This is a genomic window from Pedobacter cryoconitis (genome assembly GCF_014200595.1).
GTDB lineage: Bacteria > Bacteroidota > Bacteroidia > Sphingobacteriales > Sphingobacteriaceae > Pedobacter > Pedobacter cryoconitis_C.
Map to the genome: position 1 here is coordinate 572,866 of NZ_JACHCG010000004.1, position 15,355 is coordinate 588,220.

Genomic DNA, 15,355 nt, shown 5'->3' on the forward strand with positions numbered 1-15,355 from the left:
GAATTAAACAGTCATATGTATATGCAAATAACCACCTTCAATGAGCATCAAAGTTATAAAGTACGCAATAAATATAAATGCGAGCCCCAGAGATAACTGCAACCCGGTTTTCTCAAACTTAAGGTGCATAAAGTAGGCAACAATATAATATGCTTTTAAAAGGGTCAATAAGATATAAGCGATATTACCAGCAGTATGAGGAATCAGGTTCTTTGGTAAGATCACCAAAGCAATGATAAATTCAACTACAGTAATCCCTAATAAGATAAAGAATACCTGCCAGATTTTAGATTTGCTTAGGCCGGCATGCTCATCGTGTGCATGCTCTTCTGTATTTTGTAAGTTATGTTCAGACATAATATTTTTTTTGAGGAATTAAACTAAATAGAAGAAGGTAAATACGAATACCCAAACCAGGTCAACAAAGTGCCAGTATAAACCTACTTTTTCAACCATCAGGTAATGACCACGTTTCTCGAAAGTACCGTTAATAGTCATACATAAGATGATGATATTCAATAATACACCTGTAAATACGTGAAATCCGTGGAAACCTGTAATGGTGAAGAACAAGTTAGCAAATTGTTGTGCCGCAACGTTAGACACAGGCCCAACAAAGAATTCCTGTAATTTTTCTGGTTTTGGAATAGATGCCCACCAGAAACCTTCATGGTGAAGGTGAGTCCATTCTAATGCCTGGCAACCCAGGAACATGAAACCACCGATAATAGTTGCTACCATCCACCAGATCACTTCTTTCTTAGCACGTCTGTGACCAGCTTCAACAGCTAATACCATCGTTACCGAACTCATGATCAGGATAAAAGTCATGATACCTACGAACACTAATGGTGCTCCGGAATCCATTACACCTGGAATAGACTGGAATACCAAATCCGGATCAGGCCATGTAAATTTAGTGAAACGTTGCGCTCCGTAGTATACCAATAATGAAGAGAATGTAAATGCATCTGATAGCAAGAAAAACCACATCATTATTTTCCCGTATTCTACCGACCACGGTGAACGGCCGCCACTCCATGGAGTAGTTTTTACCTGATCTAATTGTGATAATGAATTCATTTTAAAAATTGTAATAGTTTGTTAAAAAGTCTAACTGTTCAAAAGTAAAAAAACATAAAGATATATCCATAATATATCTATAAAATGCCAAAATATAGAGGCTATTTCTATGCGATATACCGCATTTTCTTTAGGAATTTTGCCATATGCACCCCAAAGGCTATTCAGGATGAAACAAAGTCCTGCAAAAATGTGCAGTAAGTGCATGCCGGAAACAATATAAATCGTAGAAATTGCTGCGTTATTGTTAACCAGTGTTGCACCACTTTGGTATAGTGCCGACCAGGCATCTACTTGAAGATAGCCAAAAGCAATCCCCAATGCTAAGGTTGACCATAGAAATATTTTTTGTGTCTGTATATTCTGCTGACGGACTGCCTTTGCTGCGAAGAATAAACAGATGCTGCTCAATACAAGCACCGCTGTGCTGTACATAAAGACATCCGGAAGAACTAATCCATGTCCTTTACCCTTAGATGCTGCAAATACAATATAATAACTTGTAAATCCTCCAAACATAATAGTCGAAGAGACCACAAATAGCCAAAGAACGAATTTCTTAGCTTTAAAAGAGGTAGCTAATCTATCCTGCGCTACGTCTTCCGGTTTCAATGTGTGTACCATATATAAAAAACTATTTACCTATAAAATCAAACAATAAAATCAATTGTACCAGTGGTATGTAAAAGAATGAGCAGAACATCACCTTACGTGCGCTGTCTATATCCAGTTTTACCAGTAGTTTAAAGGCCAGCAGCGCAAAAATCACCCCGGCTATGATCGAAACCCCTGCGATGTAATAACCCCCGAATCCGAAGAATGTAGGCAGTAAACTCACAGGTATTAATATTAACGTGCTTAAGAAAACAAGAAATGCTGTGGTCTTGTCTCTTTTTTTAGTAGGTAACAATCTGAAACCTGCTTTTTTATAATCATCATCCAAAACCCATGCAATTGCCCAGAAATGTGGAAACTGCCATACAAATTGTATAAGGAAAAGAATTCCGGCTACTTCATAATCTACGTGCGTAAAGTTTGTAGTATGACCCAGCGCGGCTAAATAACCGATTAGCGGTGGTAAAGCACCTGGTATTGCACCAACAAAAACAGCAATCGGAGATTTACGTTTTAATGGAGTATATACAAATGCGTAGAGTAAAATAGAAAACACTGATAAAAGCCCTGTTTCAAGATTCAGTTTTCCTAATAACCAGGTACCAAGCATTCCCATGATCAAACCCAATACCAGACCCTGGCCTGTTGTCATTCTTCCTGCTGGCATTGGACGATCCATTGTACGGGTCATCAGTTTATCCAGATCCTTTTCTATAATCTCATTGAAGCAGTTTGCTGCCGCAGTCACTAAAAATCCACCAGCTACCAGAATCAACCAGTTCCCCCAGTCAATAGAAGGAACTTCTCCCCTGGCAACCTGCATCCTTGAGCCAATTAAAAAAGTAACTGACGCAGAAAACACAACCAGAAAAGTAAGTCTGAATTTGATGAGTTTAGATAAATCTGAGAAAAATAATTTCAATTCTATGTGTTTTAATATTATTGATTATAAGTACTTGTTCTGTATACCAGCAGATAAAGATAAAACTGGAGTGTAAACAGAACTGTTGAGAACACTAAATGTATAACCTGAGCTGCCGGTGGCAGTGCAAAGTTAGATAATAATAACCCACTCGCAATTTGAACCATCAGCACCAGTACTATTGAATTACCTAATTTCAATTCTGTTGCCTTACCGCCAAATTTATTCATTACGAACTGGTAAATAAATGCATTCAGTACCACTACAAAAATTGCCAGATCACGGTGATAAGAGAAGATATCTCCTATTTTCCCAATCCAGGTATGTCTTTCCTGGTATAACAGATTTTTTGAAATCTCATCAATAGCTTCCCTTACTTCTGTTCCTAAAACAATTTGCAATACACTCAGGAATAAAGAAACCAGTATCAGTACTTTTAACCAGAACACTTTAGAAATAACAACGGTCGGTTCTTTATGTAGTGATTGTGCATAGTAATGGGTATAAACCAGGATAGCGAGCATAACCAGAGCCAGCAGCATATGAACGGTCACCACCCAGGCCAGTAAATTAGTGGAAACCACAATTGATCCCAGCCAGGCCTGAAAAACTACCATAAAAAGATTCAGTATACTTAAAACTATAATCCTTTTAGCTTTACTCTTATACGTAAATGAAAGAACGGTAACCGCAATTAATAAAAATCCTGTAGCTGCCCCGGTAAGACGGTTAATATATTCAGTCCACGTTTTTGCTGCATTAAATGATTCCGGAACTGTTATACTTTGATCGTGACGGATACTATCTGCCACATCTTTCTTACCCATTTTATCAAGCATCAGCGCAAAACGCTCATTCTTTTTAACCCTGCCTGCTACGTATTTTTCTTTATAGTCTTTCGGAAGCTGATCTACCGACGTTGGTGGAACATATTGGTCAAAACATTTTGGCCAGTCCGGACAACCCATACCTGAACCTGTACTCCGTACTACTGCACCAGCTAAGATGAGTACTAACGTAACTATTAAAGTAATCAGGTTTAACCGGATAAATCTCTTTTCAGATTTAGGAACCATTGGTTTGATTTTAAAAAAAATGAGGTTATCGTTCTAAGTAGATACTCAAGCAGATAACCTCATTGTATAATTTTAATAAAGGAGATTAATCCAGTATTGCTTTTTCTTTTGCTTGTTTTTCTTCCCACTCTCTCTGGATGCGCTCAGATTCTGCATTTCCTTCGAAGTCATGCGGCATGTTAGAGCTCATTGTCTGAGAATAAGGAACAGTTTGAGGAATAAAATCTGCTTCAGAACCTGGCTTACTGTAATCATATGGCCAACGGTATACTGTAGGGATTTCTCCCGGCCAGTTACCATGGATATGCTCAACCGGCGTAGTCCATTCTAAAGTATTAGATTCCCAAGGATTCTGTGTTGCTTTTTTACCTTTGAAAATTGAGTAGAAGAAGTTGAAAAGGAAAGCAACCTGTGCCAATGCTGCAACGATAGCTGCCCATGTAACAAAGATGTTTACAGTAACCCATTTCTGCATGAATTCAAATTCAGTGAAAGCATAGTAACGACGTGGTACACCATCTAAACCTAAAAAGTGTAATGGGAAGAATACTAAGTAAGCACAGATAAACGTAACCCAGAAGTGAAGGTATCCTAATTTCTCGTTTAACATTCTTCCGAACATTTTTGGATACCAGTGATAAACACCGGCAAGCATACCAAAGATCGCAGCAGAACCCATTACTAAGTGAAAGTGAGCAACTACGAAGTAAGTATCGTGAAGGTTGATATCCAGAGAGGCATTACCTAAGAAGATACCAGTTAAACCACCTGAGATAAAGAATGAAACCATACCAATAGCACATAACATTGCAGGTGTGAACCTGATATTACCGCGCCATAATGTAGCCAGATAGTTGAAAGTTTTTACTGCTGAAGGAACAGCGATAATCAGGGTCGTGATCATAAACACACCACCCAGTAATGGATTCATCCCCGTTACAAACATATGGTGACCCCATACGATGAAGGAAAGGATAGTAATACCGATTAATGAATAAACCATCGCATGGTAACCAAAAATTGGTTTTCTTGAATTTACCGAGATAACCTCTGAAGAGATACCTAAAGCCGGCATAATTACAATATATACCTCAGGGTGACCAAGGAACCAGAATAAATGCTGCCATAAGATTGGAGAACCACCTTCGTTAGGTAATACCTGCGTACCCATAACGATATCAGATAAATAGAAACTTGTACCAAAACTACGGTCAAAGATCAATAATACAACACCCGCTACTAAAACAGGGAATGATAAGATACCTAAGATAGCTGTTAATAAGAAAGCCCAGATAGTTAAAGGCATTTTCCATAGGTCCATACCTTTAGTACGCATGTTTAATACAGTACTTACATAGTTGATACCACCCATTAACTGAGAAGCTACAAAAAGAACCATACTGATTAACCATAATGTCATCCCTAAACCAGAACCAGAAATAGCTTTTGGAATAGCTGATAATGGAGGATATACTGTCCAGCCCGCACTTGCCGGTCCTGTTTCAATAAAGAATGAACTCATCATCACGATACAAGCGATAAAGAACAACCAGTATGAAAGCATGTTCATAAATGGTGATGCCATATCCCGTACCCCGAGCTGAAGCGGAATCAGTAAATTACTAAACGTACCGCTCAATCCTGCGGTAAGTACAAAGAATACCATGATGGTACCGTGTATGGTTACCAGAGCAAGGTAAAAATCAGGTTTGATCCTTCCTCCTTCTGCCCATCTTCCTAAAAATGTTTCAAGAATAGGAAAACTTTTATCTGGCCATGCCAGTTGCAGACGAAATAAGATAGACAATCCCATTGCAATAACAGCCATAATAATACCAGTTATTAAAAACTGTTTAGCGATCATCTTGTGATCCTGGCTAAAGATGTATTTCGTTATGAAAGATTGTTCGTGATGCCCATGATCGTGACCGTCATGGTGATCGTTGTTATGTGTATCGTGTAATGTTATAGTTGACATAATGCGCTATTCCAGTATAATTATTTTTTTAAAGCCGGTTTATTCATTGCTACAGCAGGAGCACTGGTCGCAGCTTTAGCTGTACTATCAGCTGGTGCTGCCGCCGCTGGTGCAGCTGCTGGTTCTGGTACGATTGGCAAGTTAAATTGCTTTCTCAAATCGTTATTGATAAACTTAGGTTGTTTAACTATCCAGGCATCATATTCAGCCTGAGAAACAACTCTAACAACCTTTTGCATGTTATAGTGACCAGATCCGCAGATTTTCGAGCAATAAAACAAGAATTTAAATGCTGGATCATTTACTTTAGTCTGCATATCAGCAGTAGTAATTGTTGGTGTGAATTCGAAATAAGAAGTCATACCCGGAACAGTGTTTAACTGAATCCTGAAATGCGGCATGTAAAAACTGTGTAATACATCTTTACTGGTCAGAATCAATCTTACTGGTTTGTTGACAGGAATAACCATTTCCTCTGCCATCTGATCATCAAGATTGTCCTTATCATTAAAGTCCATACCCAAACTGTTCGTTCCGGTAATCAGTTTATAGTTTTTCTTACCTACAATTTTATCAGCTCCCGGATAACGGATAGTCCATGCGAACTGCTGAGAAGTAATCTCGATGCTCAATGGCTTATTATTAGGATCTTCGATTTTGTAGAAAATTGATCTCCAGGTAAGGAATCCCATTAATACCAATACCGTAAGCACTAACGCCGGAACAATTGTCCAGATACGCTCTAATGCATTATTATGTGGGTAGTAATAAGCTTTTCTCTTACCAGTATTCTTGTAGAAGTACGAGAACAGGAATAATACAAGGTGTGTTCCGATGAATACGATAGTAGTCAGGATCAACGTGATGTTAAACATCTGGTCAATCTTTGCACCGTGCTCTGAAGCAGCATCCGGAAGGATCATCTTTCCATGAACTGTATATTCAAAGTAAACACCGTATAATCCGACGATTAAGAAAATCACAAAAAGAACACCATTTACTGTATTCCAGTTGATGCCGGCAGGTTTATCCTGAGCTTCACGTGTCAATTCATATACCCGCATTGCTTTACCAACTATTGCTATAAATAAGCAAAGCAGTAAAAATAACAGGGTATAAAATGCTGCCGACTTATAGATCGGGAACATATCAATAGGTTTTTTCGCAGCCGTAGCGGCAGCACCGGCGGCAGCTTCTTGTGCAAATGCGCTCGTATTTGCAAACACAGTAAGAATTACTGCCAGGGCCGCTATTGTCTTATTGCTTATATATTTTCTTAAACTCATTTTCTTAAAAGTAGTACGATGTACTTCTACTATAAATTAATGTATATACTCTCTAACCAGTTACTACAAATGGTGATTCAGACTTTCCTGTAAGAAAGGGTGATTCTTTGCAATTAAAGGTTTCTTACTTAATGAAGATAATACTGTAAAGGTAAACAAGCCTACAAAACCGATTGCTGTACCTATTTCAATAATACCAAAACCATTATGTGATTCTACAGTTCCAGGCATAATCATTTGGTAATAATCTACCCAGTGACCGCATAATACAATTATACAAACACCAAGCATGATATTTTCCTGTCTTTTATTGTCACGGTCCATCAACAACAGAACCGGAGCAAGGAAGTTCATCACTAAATTCAAAAAGAACCAGAACTTGTAAAACTCAAATCGTTTGTAAAAATACACAGTTTCTTCCGGCATGTTGGCATAATAGATCAACATAAATTGTGCAAACCATACATAAGTCCAGAAAATTGAGAACCCGAAGATGAATTGACCTAAGTTATGAAGGTGACTATTGTTAACCCATTGCATATAACCTGCTTTTCTCAACAGGATGATAATTACAGCTATAGTAGCTAAACTGCTCACCCACATTGCTGCGAAATTGTACCATCCAAACATTGTTGAGAACCAGTGTGCTTCTAATGACATCACCGTATCAAATGCAAAGATTGGCGTAGTAAAGCCGTAGATAACTAAAAATATACAAGAGTATTTAAAACTTTTCGTGTATGAATTTAATCCGCCTTCTAAATCTTCGTTAGTTGATAATTTAGAAAGTAAGATAGCGAAGAAAGAATAGATACTTAAAAATACAACCTGACGTCCTAAAAAGAAAGGTACATTTAAGAAAGCAGACTTTCCATCGATTAATTTATCATAGTTAGTGGAAGACGGATCAGTTAAGCCCGGTGCATTCCAGTGGTGATAAAGATTGTGTGTGTATAGTCCCAGACTGATAACCACGATCAGGATTACTACTGCGACAGGCAATGTTCTTGCCATAGCCTGAGGCACACGTAAGATTGATGCAGACCATCCTGCCTGCGCTACAAACTGAACAGCTAAAAAGAATGCACCCGACATACATACACAGGCGAAGTAATAGGCCATAAGTAACAGGTTGGCAAAAGTCCGCTCATGAAGTCCATGATCAGAAAAACCATAAGCTATACTTGCGATACCAATAACGATCGCCGCTATGCTTAAAGTTTTAGCTTTTCCTGTAAACTCAAACTGCTCATTGAAATTATAATTGTGAGTTCCCATTTATATCTGCTTTTCTATTGTATTTTTTGTAATTGTTGAACATACATCACAACTTTCCATCTTTGATCTGGAGTAAGCTGAGAGGCATGTGACCCCATGTTATTTAATCCGTACATGATAGTGTGATAGATTTTACCTTCCGATAAATCTTTCATCAAGCCACCACGTGATGACGCTGCATCACCATGATAAGCTGGTACACCTGTAAATTTCTCAATTTGAACAAGGTGTCCTTTACCATCTCCTTTTTCACCGTGACAAGGTCCGCAGAATACAGTAAAGTAATGTTTACCTGACAATAAGTTCTGTGGTGTCTTAGCTAGAGGGTTGTGCAGATTTAAACCTGCGGCTTCATAACCTTCTTTAGTATTTGCATACTCATACTTTACAAATCCTACCGGGCTTGTATTCGCAGGAGGTGTTTGTGCAGTTTGTCCGTTTGCAAAATTCTTATTCGGCTGGTCAGGATCATAAGCAATATGATCATACATATTCCTCGCATATTCCAAACCTGGATTATTCTTATTCCTGCAAGACGAAAGTGTTGTAACAGCCAGGGCAAGAACAACAAATGAGGCTGCAACTATTTTATTCTTATTCATAGCTAATATACTTCCTTTCATTGTGCTTAACTTCTATAGCACCAGCTTCTTTTAATAGTCCGTCAATTTTACTGTGATCTCCATTTTCCTGAGCATCAACAGCTATAATAAATCTATCATCTGTGGCTCTTAAGTCCATTACTCTTGGCGCTCTTCCCGGGAAAAGGTGAGTAGATGCATAATAAGATCCTACTAATCCAAATGCACAGAATAAAATAGTTACCTCAAACATAATCGGAATAAAATCCGGTAATGCGAATGCTGGTTTACCACCAATATTATGTCTCCAGTCTACTACCGAGGTAAGATAGATCAGTGCAAATGCTGATACTGTTCCTGTTATCCCGCAGAAAAATGCAAGGATATCCAATCTTGATCTTTTAATTCCTAGTTTGGCTTCGATGCCGTGGATAGGCATAGGCGTATAAACATCATGGATCTTAATGTTGTTCTCCTGTAACTTTTCGATGCCATGCATCATTTCGTCAGGATCGCCAAAACTGCCTAAAATATATTTGATATTACTCATTGTTATATTTTTGCGTATTCTTCTTGTTTAACACTATCAAATTTCTCTAAAGACTCAACGTATTCTTTAACGTGAGTTTTGTCCAAATGACCTTCTTTAATCTGTGCAAGTTTAGCTTGCTCACTTGATGTTTTAAGTAATAGTTTCACCTCAGCAATTGCAATTGAAGGCAGAACTCTTAAGAACAACAGGAATAAAGTAAAGAATACCCCGATTGAACCTACAAAGACACTCACATCTACCCATGTAGGATAGAACATCGCCCAACTTGATGGAAGGTAATCACGGTGTAATGAAGTAACGATAATTACGAAACGCTCAAACCACATACCGATGTTTACCACGATAGATAAGATCCATGTTGCAGGGATGCTCAAACGGATTTTCTTAAACCACAGTAACTGCGGAGAAATTACGTTACAAGTCATCATCATCCAGTATGCCCACCAGTATGGACCAGTTGAACGGTTGATGAATGCATATGCTTCATATTCTGAACCTGAATACCAGGCAATAAAAAACTCAGTGATGTAAGCCACACCCACGATCGATCCTGTAAGAATGATGATCTTGTTCATCGATTCAATGTGGAACATGGTGATGTAGTTTTCAAGACCCAATACTTTACGGGCAACCAGTAATAAGGTTAACACCATGGCGAAACCAGAGAAGATCGCACCAGCCACAAAGTATGGAGGGAAAATCGTAGTGTGCCATCCCGGAATAACCGAGGTTGCAAAGTCCATCGATACAATCGTGTGTACCGAAAGTACCAGTGGAGTAGAGATACCGGCAAGGATCAGAGACACTGTCTCAAAACGCTGCCATGTTTTAACGTTACCACTCCATCCGAAAGAGAAGATAGAGTAAATTCTGCGGCGTACACCTGTTGCACGGTCACGGATAGTAGCGATATCTGGTAATAAACCCGTATACCAGAATAATAAGGATACAGAGAAGTAAGTAGAGATCGCAAACATATCCCACACCAGCGGTGAGTTAAAGTTTACCCAAAGTGAACCGAACTGATTTGGTAAAGGTAATACCCAGTAAGCTAACCATGGTCTTCCCATGTGGGATACAACATACGTTGCGGCACAGATAACGGCGAAAATTGTCATCGCTTCTGCCGACCTGTTAATTGAGTTACGCCAGTTTTGACGGAAGAGTAATAATACCGCCGAAATCAGTGTTCCTGCGTGACCAATACCTACCCACCATACGAAACCGGTGATATCCCATGCCCATCCTACAGTTTTGTTCAGACCCCATGATCCGATACCGTTCCAGAAAGTATAACTTACTGCAACTAACCATAAGGTTGCTCCCATAAGGGAAACTATAAAACCTATCCACCAGGCCCTGTTGGGCTTATTCTCAACTGGCATTAAGATATCATCCGTAATTTTTGCATACGTGATATCATTGCCGGTGATTAGTGGTTCTCTTAATATTGATTCGTTATGTCCTGACATAATGTGTTTTCTTTAATATCAGCTTACGCTTGTACTGTTGGTAATGAATCTGTGTTTCTAATTTTTGTCATGTAACCTACTCCCGGTTGTGTATTGATCTCTTCCAATACATAGTAAATACGCTCACTACGTAATGCTTTCGATACTTCCGATTCCGGATCATTGCCATCACCAAATATAATTGCATTGGCTGAACAAGCTTCCTGACATGCCATTTTGATATCTCCATCTTTCAATGGACGTTTCGCAATCTTAGCTGACAATTTACCAGCCTGGATACGTTGGATACACATTGAGCATTTCTCCATAACCCCTCTTGAACGTGTAGTTACATCAGGGTTAAGAACCAGCTGAGTAAATTCATTGTTCAGGTAGTTATCGAAACGTGAATCATTCCAGTAGTTAAACCAGTTGAAACGACGTACTTTGTACGGGCAGTTATTTGCACAGTAACGTGTACCTACACAACGGTTATAAGCCATATGGTTCAGACCATCCGAAGAGTGGGTCGTTGCCAATACAGGACAAACAGTTTCACAAGGAGCGTGATCACAGTGCTGACATAACATCGGCTGATGAACAACTGACACACGGTCAAGATTTTCCATGTGTGCAATTTCTTTCTCCTCAGATACGCTCTTATCGCCTTCTTCAAAGCTATAGTAACGGTCAATACGGATCCAGTGCATCTCTCTGCGTCTGCGAACCTCATCGCGTCCAACAACAGGGATGTTATTTTCTACGTTACAGGCAACAATACAAGAACCACAACCAGTACAAGCATTCAGGTCGATTGCCATTACCCAGTTGTTACCTGGTTTTTCGTATTTATCCCATAAATCGTAAGTTTTATGTTCACTGTCGTGTTTACCAGTACCCGCAGAAGGATTTTTCACATATTCCTTGAAAGTTGCTTCGCGGATAATGTTTCTTCCTTCAAAAGAGTGGTGAGTCTGCGTTTGCGCAAGCTCGTTGGTAGCACCGGTTTTAGTGATCGTGATCGTATTTGCATACTGTAACGTTCCATTGCTGAAAGTTACGAATGGATAAGCATTCTGACCTACGTTATCACCAGCTTTACCCACTTTAGTACGTCCATAACCTAAAGCTATAGAAGCAGTACCCTGTGCTTGTCCTGGCTGAACCAGAACTGGTAAAGTGATTTTATATCCGTTGCTTCCTTTAACGTCAACAACGTCGAATTCTTTGATTCCCAATGACTCAGCGAACTTAGGCGCAAGAGCAATGTAGTTATCCCAGGTTACTTTAGAAACCGGATCAGGTAATTCCTGTAAAAATGCATTGTTGGCATGTTTACCATCGCGCATTGCTACACTTTCATAAACCTGAAGCTCAATGTCCTTAGCTAAAGCAGCACTGCTTTTCACTACTGAAGGAGCAACAGCCGCTAATGAAAGGTTGAAAGTATAAGAACCTGCTGTTTTAGGTGCCGAAGCAAAAACGCCAGTCTCTAATACATCATTCCATGATTTACCGAAAGCCGGAAGTATATTTTTCTCCCAGTTGTTACGCACATACTGGTAGTATTCTTTAACAGGTGCGTTAGACCAGATCAGTAAACTTTCTTCAGCCTGACGTGAATTGAACACTGGGTTGATTGTTGGCTGAACGATAGAATAATATCCTTCGTAGCTATTTGCATCACCCCATGCCTCTAAGTAATTCTGATTAGTTGCAATCACATCACATAAAGTTGAAGTCTCATCCTTACGGTCTGAGAAAGAAACTTTCAATGGAACTTTACTTAATCCATCAGTAAATGATTTAGTATTAACCACATCGTAAGCAGGATTGTTATCCAGGAAGAATACAGCAGCAACTTCGCCTCTGTTCATCTCATTTAAGAATTCTGCAAATTCAGCGTCATTACCAGCATAACGTTTGTTTGGATTATCCAAATCTATAGTCGTACCATAACTGCCGATAGCAGAGTTGATCGCATTAACCAGGATTTGAGTAGAAACATCGTTAGAACCACATACTACTAAAGCTTTTCCTTTTTGCTGAACTAGTTCTTTAGCAACAAGTTTAAGCGCTTTTTCAGCAGTACCGTTCTTAGGTAAAGAACCACCAGCTAAATTGCCGTTAGTGATTGCATTATATAAGGTTATCAGTGCAGGACCCTGCTCTGATAATTTAACCGGGATACGTGTATCAGCATTGGTACCTGTCAAACTCATACCAGCTTCGAACTGGAAGTGACGTGACATTTTACCTTTTGCCAATGATTTGTGGTTTCTGTTAGCCACATACTGAGAAGTAAATTCTTCTCCGCTAATCCATGTTCCTAAAAAGTCAGCAGCAAAACTCACGATTAAGTCAGCTTTGTCGAAGTTATATTTAGGAATTACAGCTTTACCAAAGCTATTCTCATTTGCTTTGATGATACCAGTATAAGATACGGCATCGTACTGTACATGTTTAGTTGCAGGATAAGCAGCTATAAAGTCTGCAACTACTGCTTTAGTAGAAGGACTGTTTACAGATGAAGAAACGATGCGGATTTTCTTGCCCGAAGCTTTTGCTTTTGCCAGCTCTGAAGCTACAAATGCATCAACCTTCGCCCAGGTAGTCTCATCATTCTTTAATACAGGTGCTTTAAGTTTCGAAACATCGTACAAATCTAATACAGAAGCCTGAGCCTGCGCATCAGTACCGCAATTGAACTCACCCGCATTTGGGTTTGGCTCAATCTTGATCGGCCTGCCCTCTCTGGTTTTCACCAGGATGCTCTGACCATTATAACTTGACACATAGTAATTCGGGATACCCGGGATTACTTCTTCAGGTTTAATCAGGTAAGGTATTGATTTGTGAATCGGAGCAGGCTGACAAGCGGCAAGTGTTACCGCACCAAGACCAAAGCCTAAGGCTTTTAAAAAGTCACGGCGAGGAGTTACTGTACTTAATCCTGCTTCATTTAAAACATCTTCTATTGGAAGCGGCTCCGCAAATTCGTTTCTGTTGTTTTCAACAAAATCGGAGGTCTTGTTAAATTCCTCTAAGCCTTTCCAGTATTTTTTATTGCTTTCCATTTAAGCTATATTACTGTTTATCGAACGTTCTTTTTACTAAACTCTATTAATAGTGACATTTACCACACTCAATTCCACCTAGTGCTGCTGGTGTAATTTTCTCACCTTTTTTGATTTTCTCATGAGCCTCAATAATTTTGGTGTAGAATGCGTTGTCTTTAACTTCTAACTTGGTGTCTTTATGACAGTTGATACACCATTTCATGGTTAGAGGAGAATACTGATAGATCTCTTCCATTGTATTAACTGGTCCGTGACAAGCAAAACAAACTGGTTCGTTTGGTTTCAACCCTTTTTCTTTACGGATAGCTTCTTCAGCTACAACAACGTGTTGTGAGTGATTGAAGTAAGCAAAATCAGGAAGGTTGTGAACACGTACCCACTCAATTGGTTTTTCTTTAGACTTGTCATAAGTCATTTTATCTGCATCGTAACCTAATGCATTGTAGATTTTCTGGATCTCAGGAGAGATGTTTCCATCATGGCTGTCTCTGGCCTGTACCTGTTTGTGACAGTTCATACAAACGTTAAGCGAAGGTATGGTTGCGTTTTTAGATTCGAATGCACCAGCGTGACAGTACTGACAATCAATCTGGTTTACACCAGCGTGTAACTCGTGAGAGAATTTAATTGGCTGTGTTGGCTGGTAACCTGTAGAAACACCAGTGTTCCACATGCCCATCCATCCAAATGAACCTAAGCTTATCACTAAGCACAGGATCACGAAGAAAACAAACTTCTTGTTTTTGAATAACTGACCAATGCCAGCTAACATCGACGTTTTCTCTTCGTCTTCTTCGATTTCTACACCTTGTTTTTTCAGGATCAGGCGCTCAAGCATTTTGATTGCTCTTGCCAGGATCACTAATACAATGATAGAGATCAGGATTACTGCAATTACTCCTACGATAGAGAAGTTTGAAACTTCATCAGAACCAGTAGCCGCACCAGCAACTTCTGCTTTCTTAGGCTCACCTACTTTTACGTAAGCAAGGATGCTTTTAATCTGCTCAGGCGTTAATGATGGAAACGCTGTCATGTCGGCATTCGGATTGAACTTCGAAGCCTCTACAGCCTCTTTGTCTCCCGACGCGATAAATGCCGGAGCATTGTTGATCCATTTTAACAAAAACGCTTCGCTCTTTGTAGGTACAATCGTTTGTAATGCCGGGCCGATCAGATCGCGGTCCAGTGCATGACATGAAGTACATTTTTCCTTGAAGATTTTTCTACCTTCTACTGCGTCTTGTGCTTGCGTACCAGAAACGATTAAAACAGATAGAGCCGTAAACATAAATGCCGACTTCCAAACTCTTCTAATGATCAATGAGATATTCCTCATAATGAGTATTTTATGCTTTATTTTAAAAAACTGTAATGACCGTATTGATGTTTAAACTCTTGTTCTTCACCAAAACGTCCACAAAAGTAAAATTTATTAAGTTACCAATGACA

The 15,355-nt window shown here is 39.3% G+C and carries 13 protein-coding genes; all 13 read right to left on the reverse strand.

Translation table 11 applies throughout. From position 1 onward, the window contains the following. Positions 1–3: 3 nt before the first annotated feature. On the reverse strand, positions 4–357 hold the full coding sequence (locus HDE70_RS22235) for a cytochrome C oxidase subunit IV family protein (protein WP_183866109.1): 354 nt from the start codon (positions 355–357) through the stop codon (positions 4–6). An 18-nt stretch (positions 358–375) separates the two neighbouring features. After that, positions 376–1,083, reverse strand: coding sequence for a cytochrome c oxidase subunit 3 (locus tag HDE70_RS22240; RefSeq protein ID WP_111634210.1), 708 nt, complete (start codon positions 1,081–1,083; stop codon positions 376–378). 30 nt (positions 1,084–1,113) lie between these two features. Next, a complete protein-coding gene (locus tag HDE70_RS22245; RefSeq protein WP_068403952.1) occupies positions 1,114–1,707 on the reverse strand; it encodes a heme-copper oxidase subunit III in 594 nt (197 codons plus the stop codon). A gap of 10 nt (positions 1,708–1,717) precedes the next feature. Beyond that, positions 1,718–2,620, reverse strand: a complete 903-nt coding sequence (cyoE, locus tag HDE70_RS22250; protein WP_111634212.1) for a heme o synthase — start codon at positions 2,618–2,620, stop codon at positions 1,718–1,720. Positions 2,621–2,637: 17 nt separating this feature from the next. After that, positions 2,638–3,696, reverse strand: a complete 1,059-nt coding sequence (locus HDE70_RS22255; RefSeq protein WP_183866110.1) for a COX15/CtaA family protein — start codon at positions 3,694–3,696, stop codon at positions 2,638–2,640. 85 nt (positions 3,697–3,781) lie between these two features. Then, complete coding sequence (locus HDE70_RS22260) at positions 3,782–5,674, reverse strand: cbb3-type cytochrome c oxidase subunit I (protein WP_183866111.1); 1,893 nt, start codon at positions 5,672–5,674, stop codon at positions 3,782–3,784. Positions 5,675–5,694: 20 nt separating this feature from the next. Beyond that, positions 5,695–6,960: a cytochrome c oxidase subunit II gene (locus tag HDE70_RS22265; protein WP_183866112.1), complete on the reverse strand. Its 1,266-nt coding sequence runs from the start codon at positions 6,958–6,960 to the stop codon at positions 5,695–5,697. A gap of 63 nt (positions 6,961–7,023) precedes the next feature. Beyond that, positions 7,024–8,238, reverse strand: coding sequence for a quinol:cytochrome C oxidoreductase (locus HDE70_RS22270; RefSeq protein ID WP_183866113.1), 1,215 nt, complete (start codon positions 8,236–8,238; stop codon positions 7,024–7,026). Between the two features lie 14 nt (positions 8,239–8,252). Then, the gene (locus HDE70_RS22275; RefSeq protein WP_068403971.1) at positions 8,253–8,861 is read right to left on the reverse strand and encodes a c-type cytochrome; all 609 of its coding nucleotides are present in this window, start codon (positions 8,859–8,861) and stop codon (positions 8,253–8,255) included. Beyond that, positions 8,833–9,369, reverse strand: coding sequence for a DUF3341 domain-containing protein (locus HDE70_RS22280; RefSeq protein WP_068403973.1), 537 nt, complete (start codon positions 9,367–9,369; stop codon positions 8,833–8,835). Before HDE70_RS22280 ends, HDE70_RS22275 begins: the two co-directional genes overlap by 29 nt. A 2-nt stretch (positions 9,370–9,371) precedes the next feature. Then, positions 9,372–10,844 (reverse strand): NrfD/PsrC family molybdoenzyme membrane anchor subunit, encoded by a 1,473-nt coding sequence (nrfD, locus tag HDE70_RS22285; RefSeq protein WP_183866114.1) that lies wholly within the window; start codon positions 10,842–10,844, stop codon positions 9,372–9,374. A 23-nt stretch (positions 10,845–10,867) separates the two neighbouring features. Then, positions 10,868–13,900: a TAT-variant-translocated molybdopterin oxidoreductase gene (locus HDE70_RS22290; RefSeq protein WP_183866115.1), complete on the reverse strand. Its 3,033-nt coding sequence runs from the start codon at positions 13,898–13,900 to the stop codon at positions 10,868–10,870. Between the two features lie 46 nt (positions 13,901–13,946). Continuing rightward, positions 13,947–15,242 carry a c-type cytochrome gene (locus HDE70_RS22295; protein WP_183866116.1) on the reverse strand — a complete coding sequence of 432 codons (1,296 nt, stop codon included), beginning with the start codon at positions 15,240–15,242 and terminating at the stop codon, positions 13,947–13,949. Positions 15,243–15,355 lie beyond the last annotated feature (113 nt).

Coding starts and splice junctions, on each gene's coding strand:
- HDE70_RS22255 (WP_183866110.1), bottom strand. CDS start 3,696: ATGGTTCCTAAATCTGAAAAGAGATTTATCCGGTTAAACCTGATTACT.
- HDE70_RS22240 (WP_111634210.1), bottom strand. CDS start 1,083: ATGAATTCATTATCACAATTAGATCAGGTAAAAACTACTCCATGGAGT.
- HDE70_RS22260 (WP_183866111.1), bottom strand. CDS start 5,674: ATGTCAACTATAACATTACACGATACACATAACAACGATCACCATGAC.
- HDE70_RS22275 (WP_068403971.1), bottom strand. CDS start 8,861: ATGAAAGGAAGTATATTAGCTATGAATAAGAATAAAATAGTTGCAGCC.
- HDE70_RS22265 (WP_183866112.1), bottom strand. CDS start 6,960: ATGAGTTTAAGAAAATATATAAGCAATAAGACAATAGCGGCCCTGGCA.
- HDE70_RS22280 (WP_068403973.1), bottom strand. CDS start 9,369: ATGAGTAATATCAAATATATTTTAGGCAGTTTTGGCGATCCTGACGAA.
- HDE70_RS22245 (WP_068403952.1), bottom strand. CDS start 1,707: ATGGTACACACATTGAAACCGGAAGACGTAGCGCAGGATAGATTAGCT.
- HDE70_RS22295 (WP_183866116.1), bottom strand. CDS start 15,242: ATGAGGAATATCTCATTGATCATTAGAAGAGTTTGGAAGTCGGCATTT.
- HDE70_RS22290 (WP_183866115.1), bottom strand. CDS start 13,900: ATGGAAAGCAATAAAAAATACTGGAAAGGCTTAGAGGAATTTAACAAG.
- HDE70_RS22270 (WP_183866113.1), bottom strand. CDS start 8,238: ATGGGAACTCACAATTATAATTTCAATGAGCAGTTTGAGTTTACAGGA.
- HDE70_RS22235 (WP_183866109.1), bottom strand. CDS start 357: ATGTCTGAACATAACTTACAAAATACAGAAGAGCATGCACACGATGAG.
- nrfD (WP_183866114.1), bottom strand. CDS start 10,844: ATGTCAGGACATAACGAATCAATATTAAGAGAACCACTAATCACCGGC.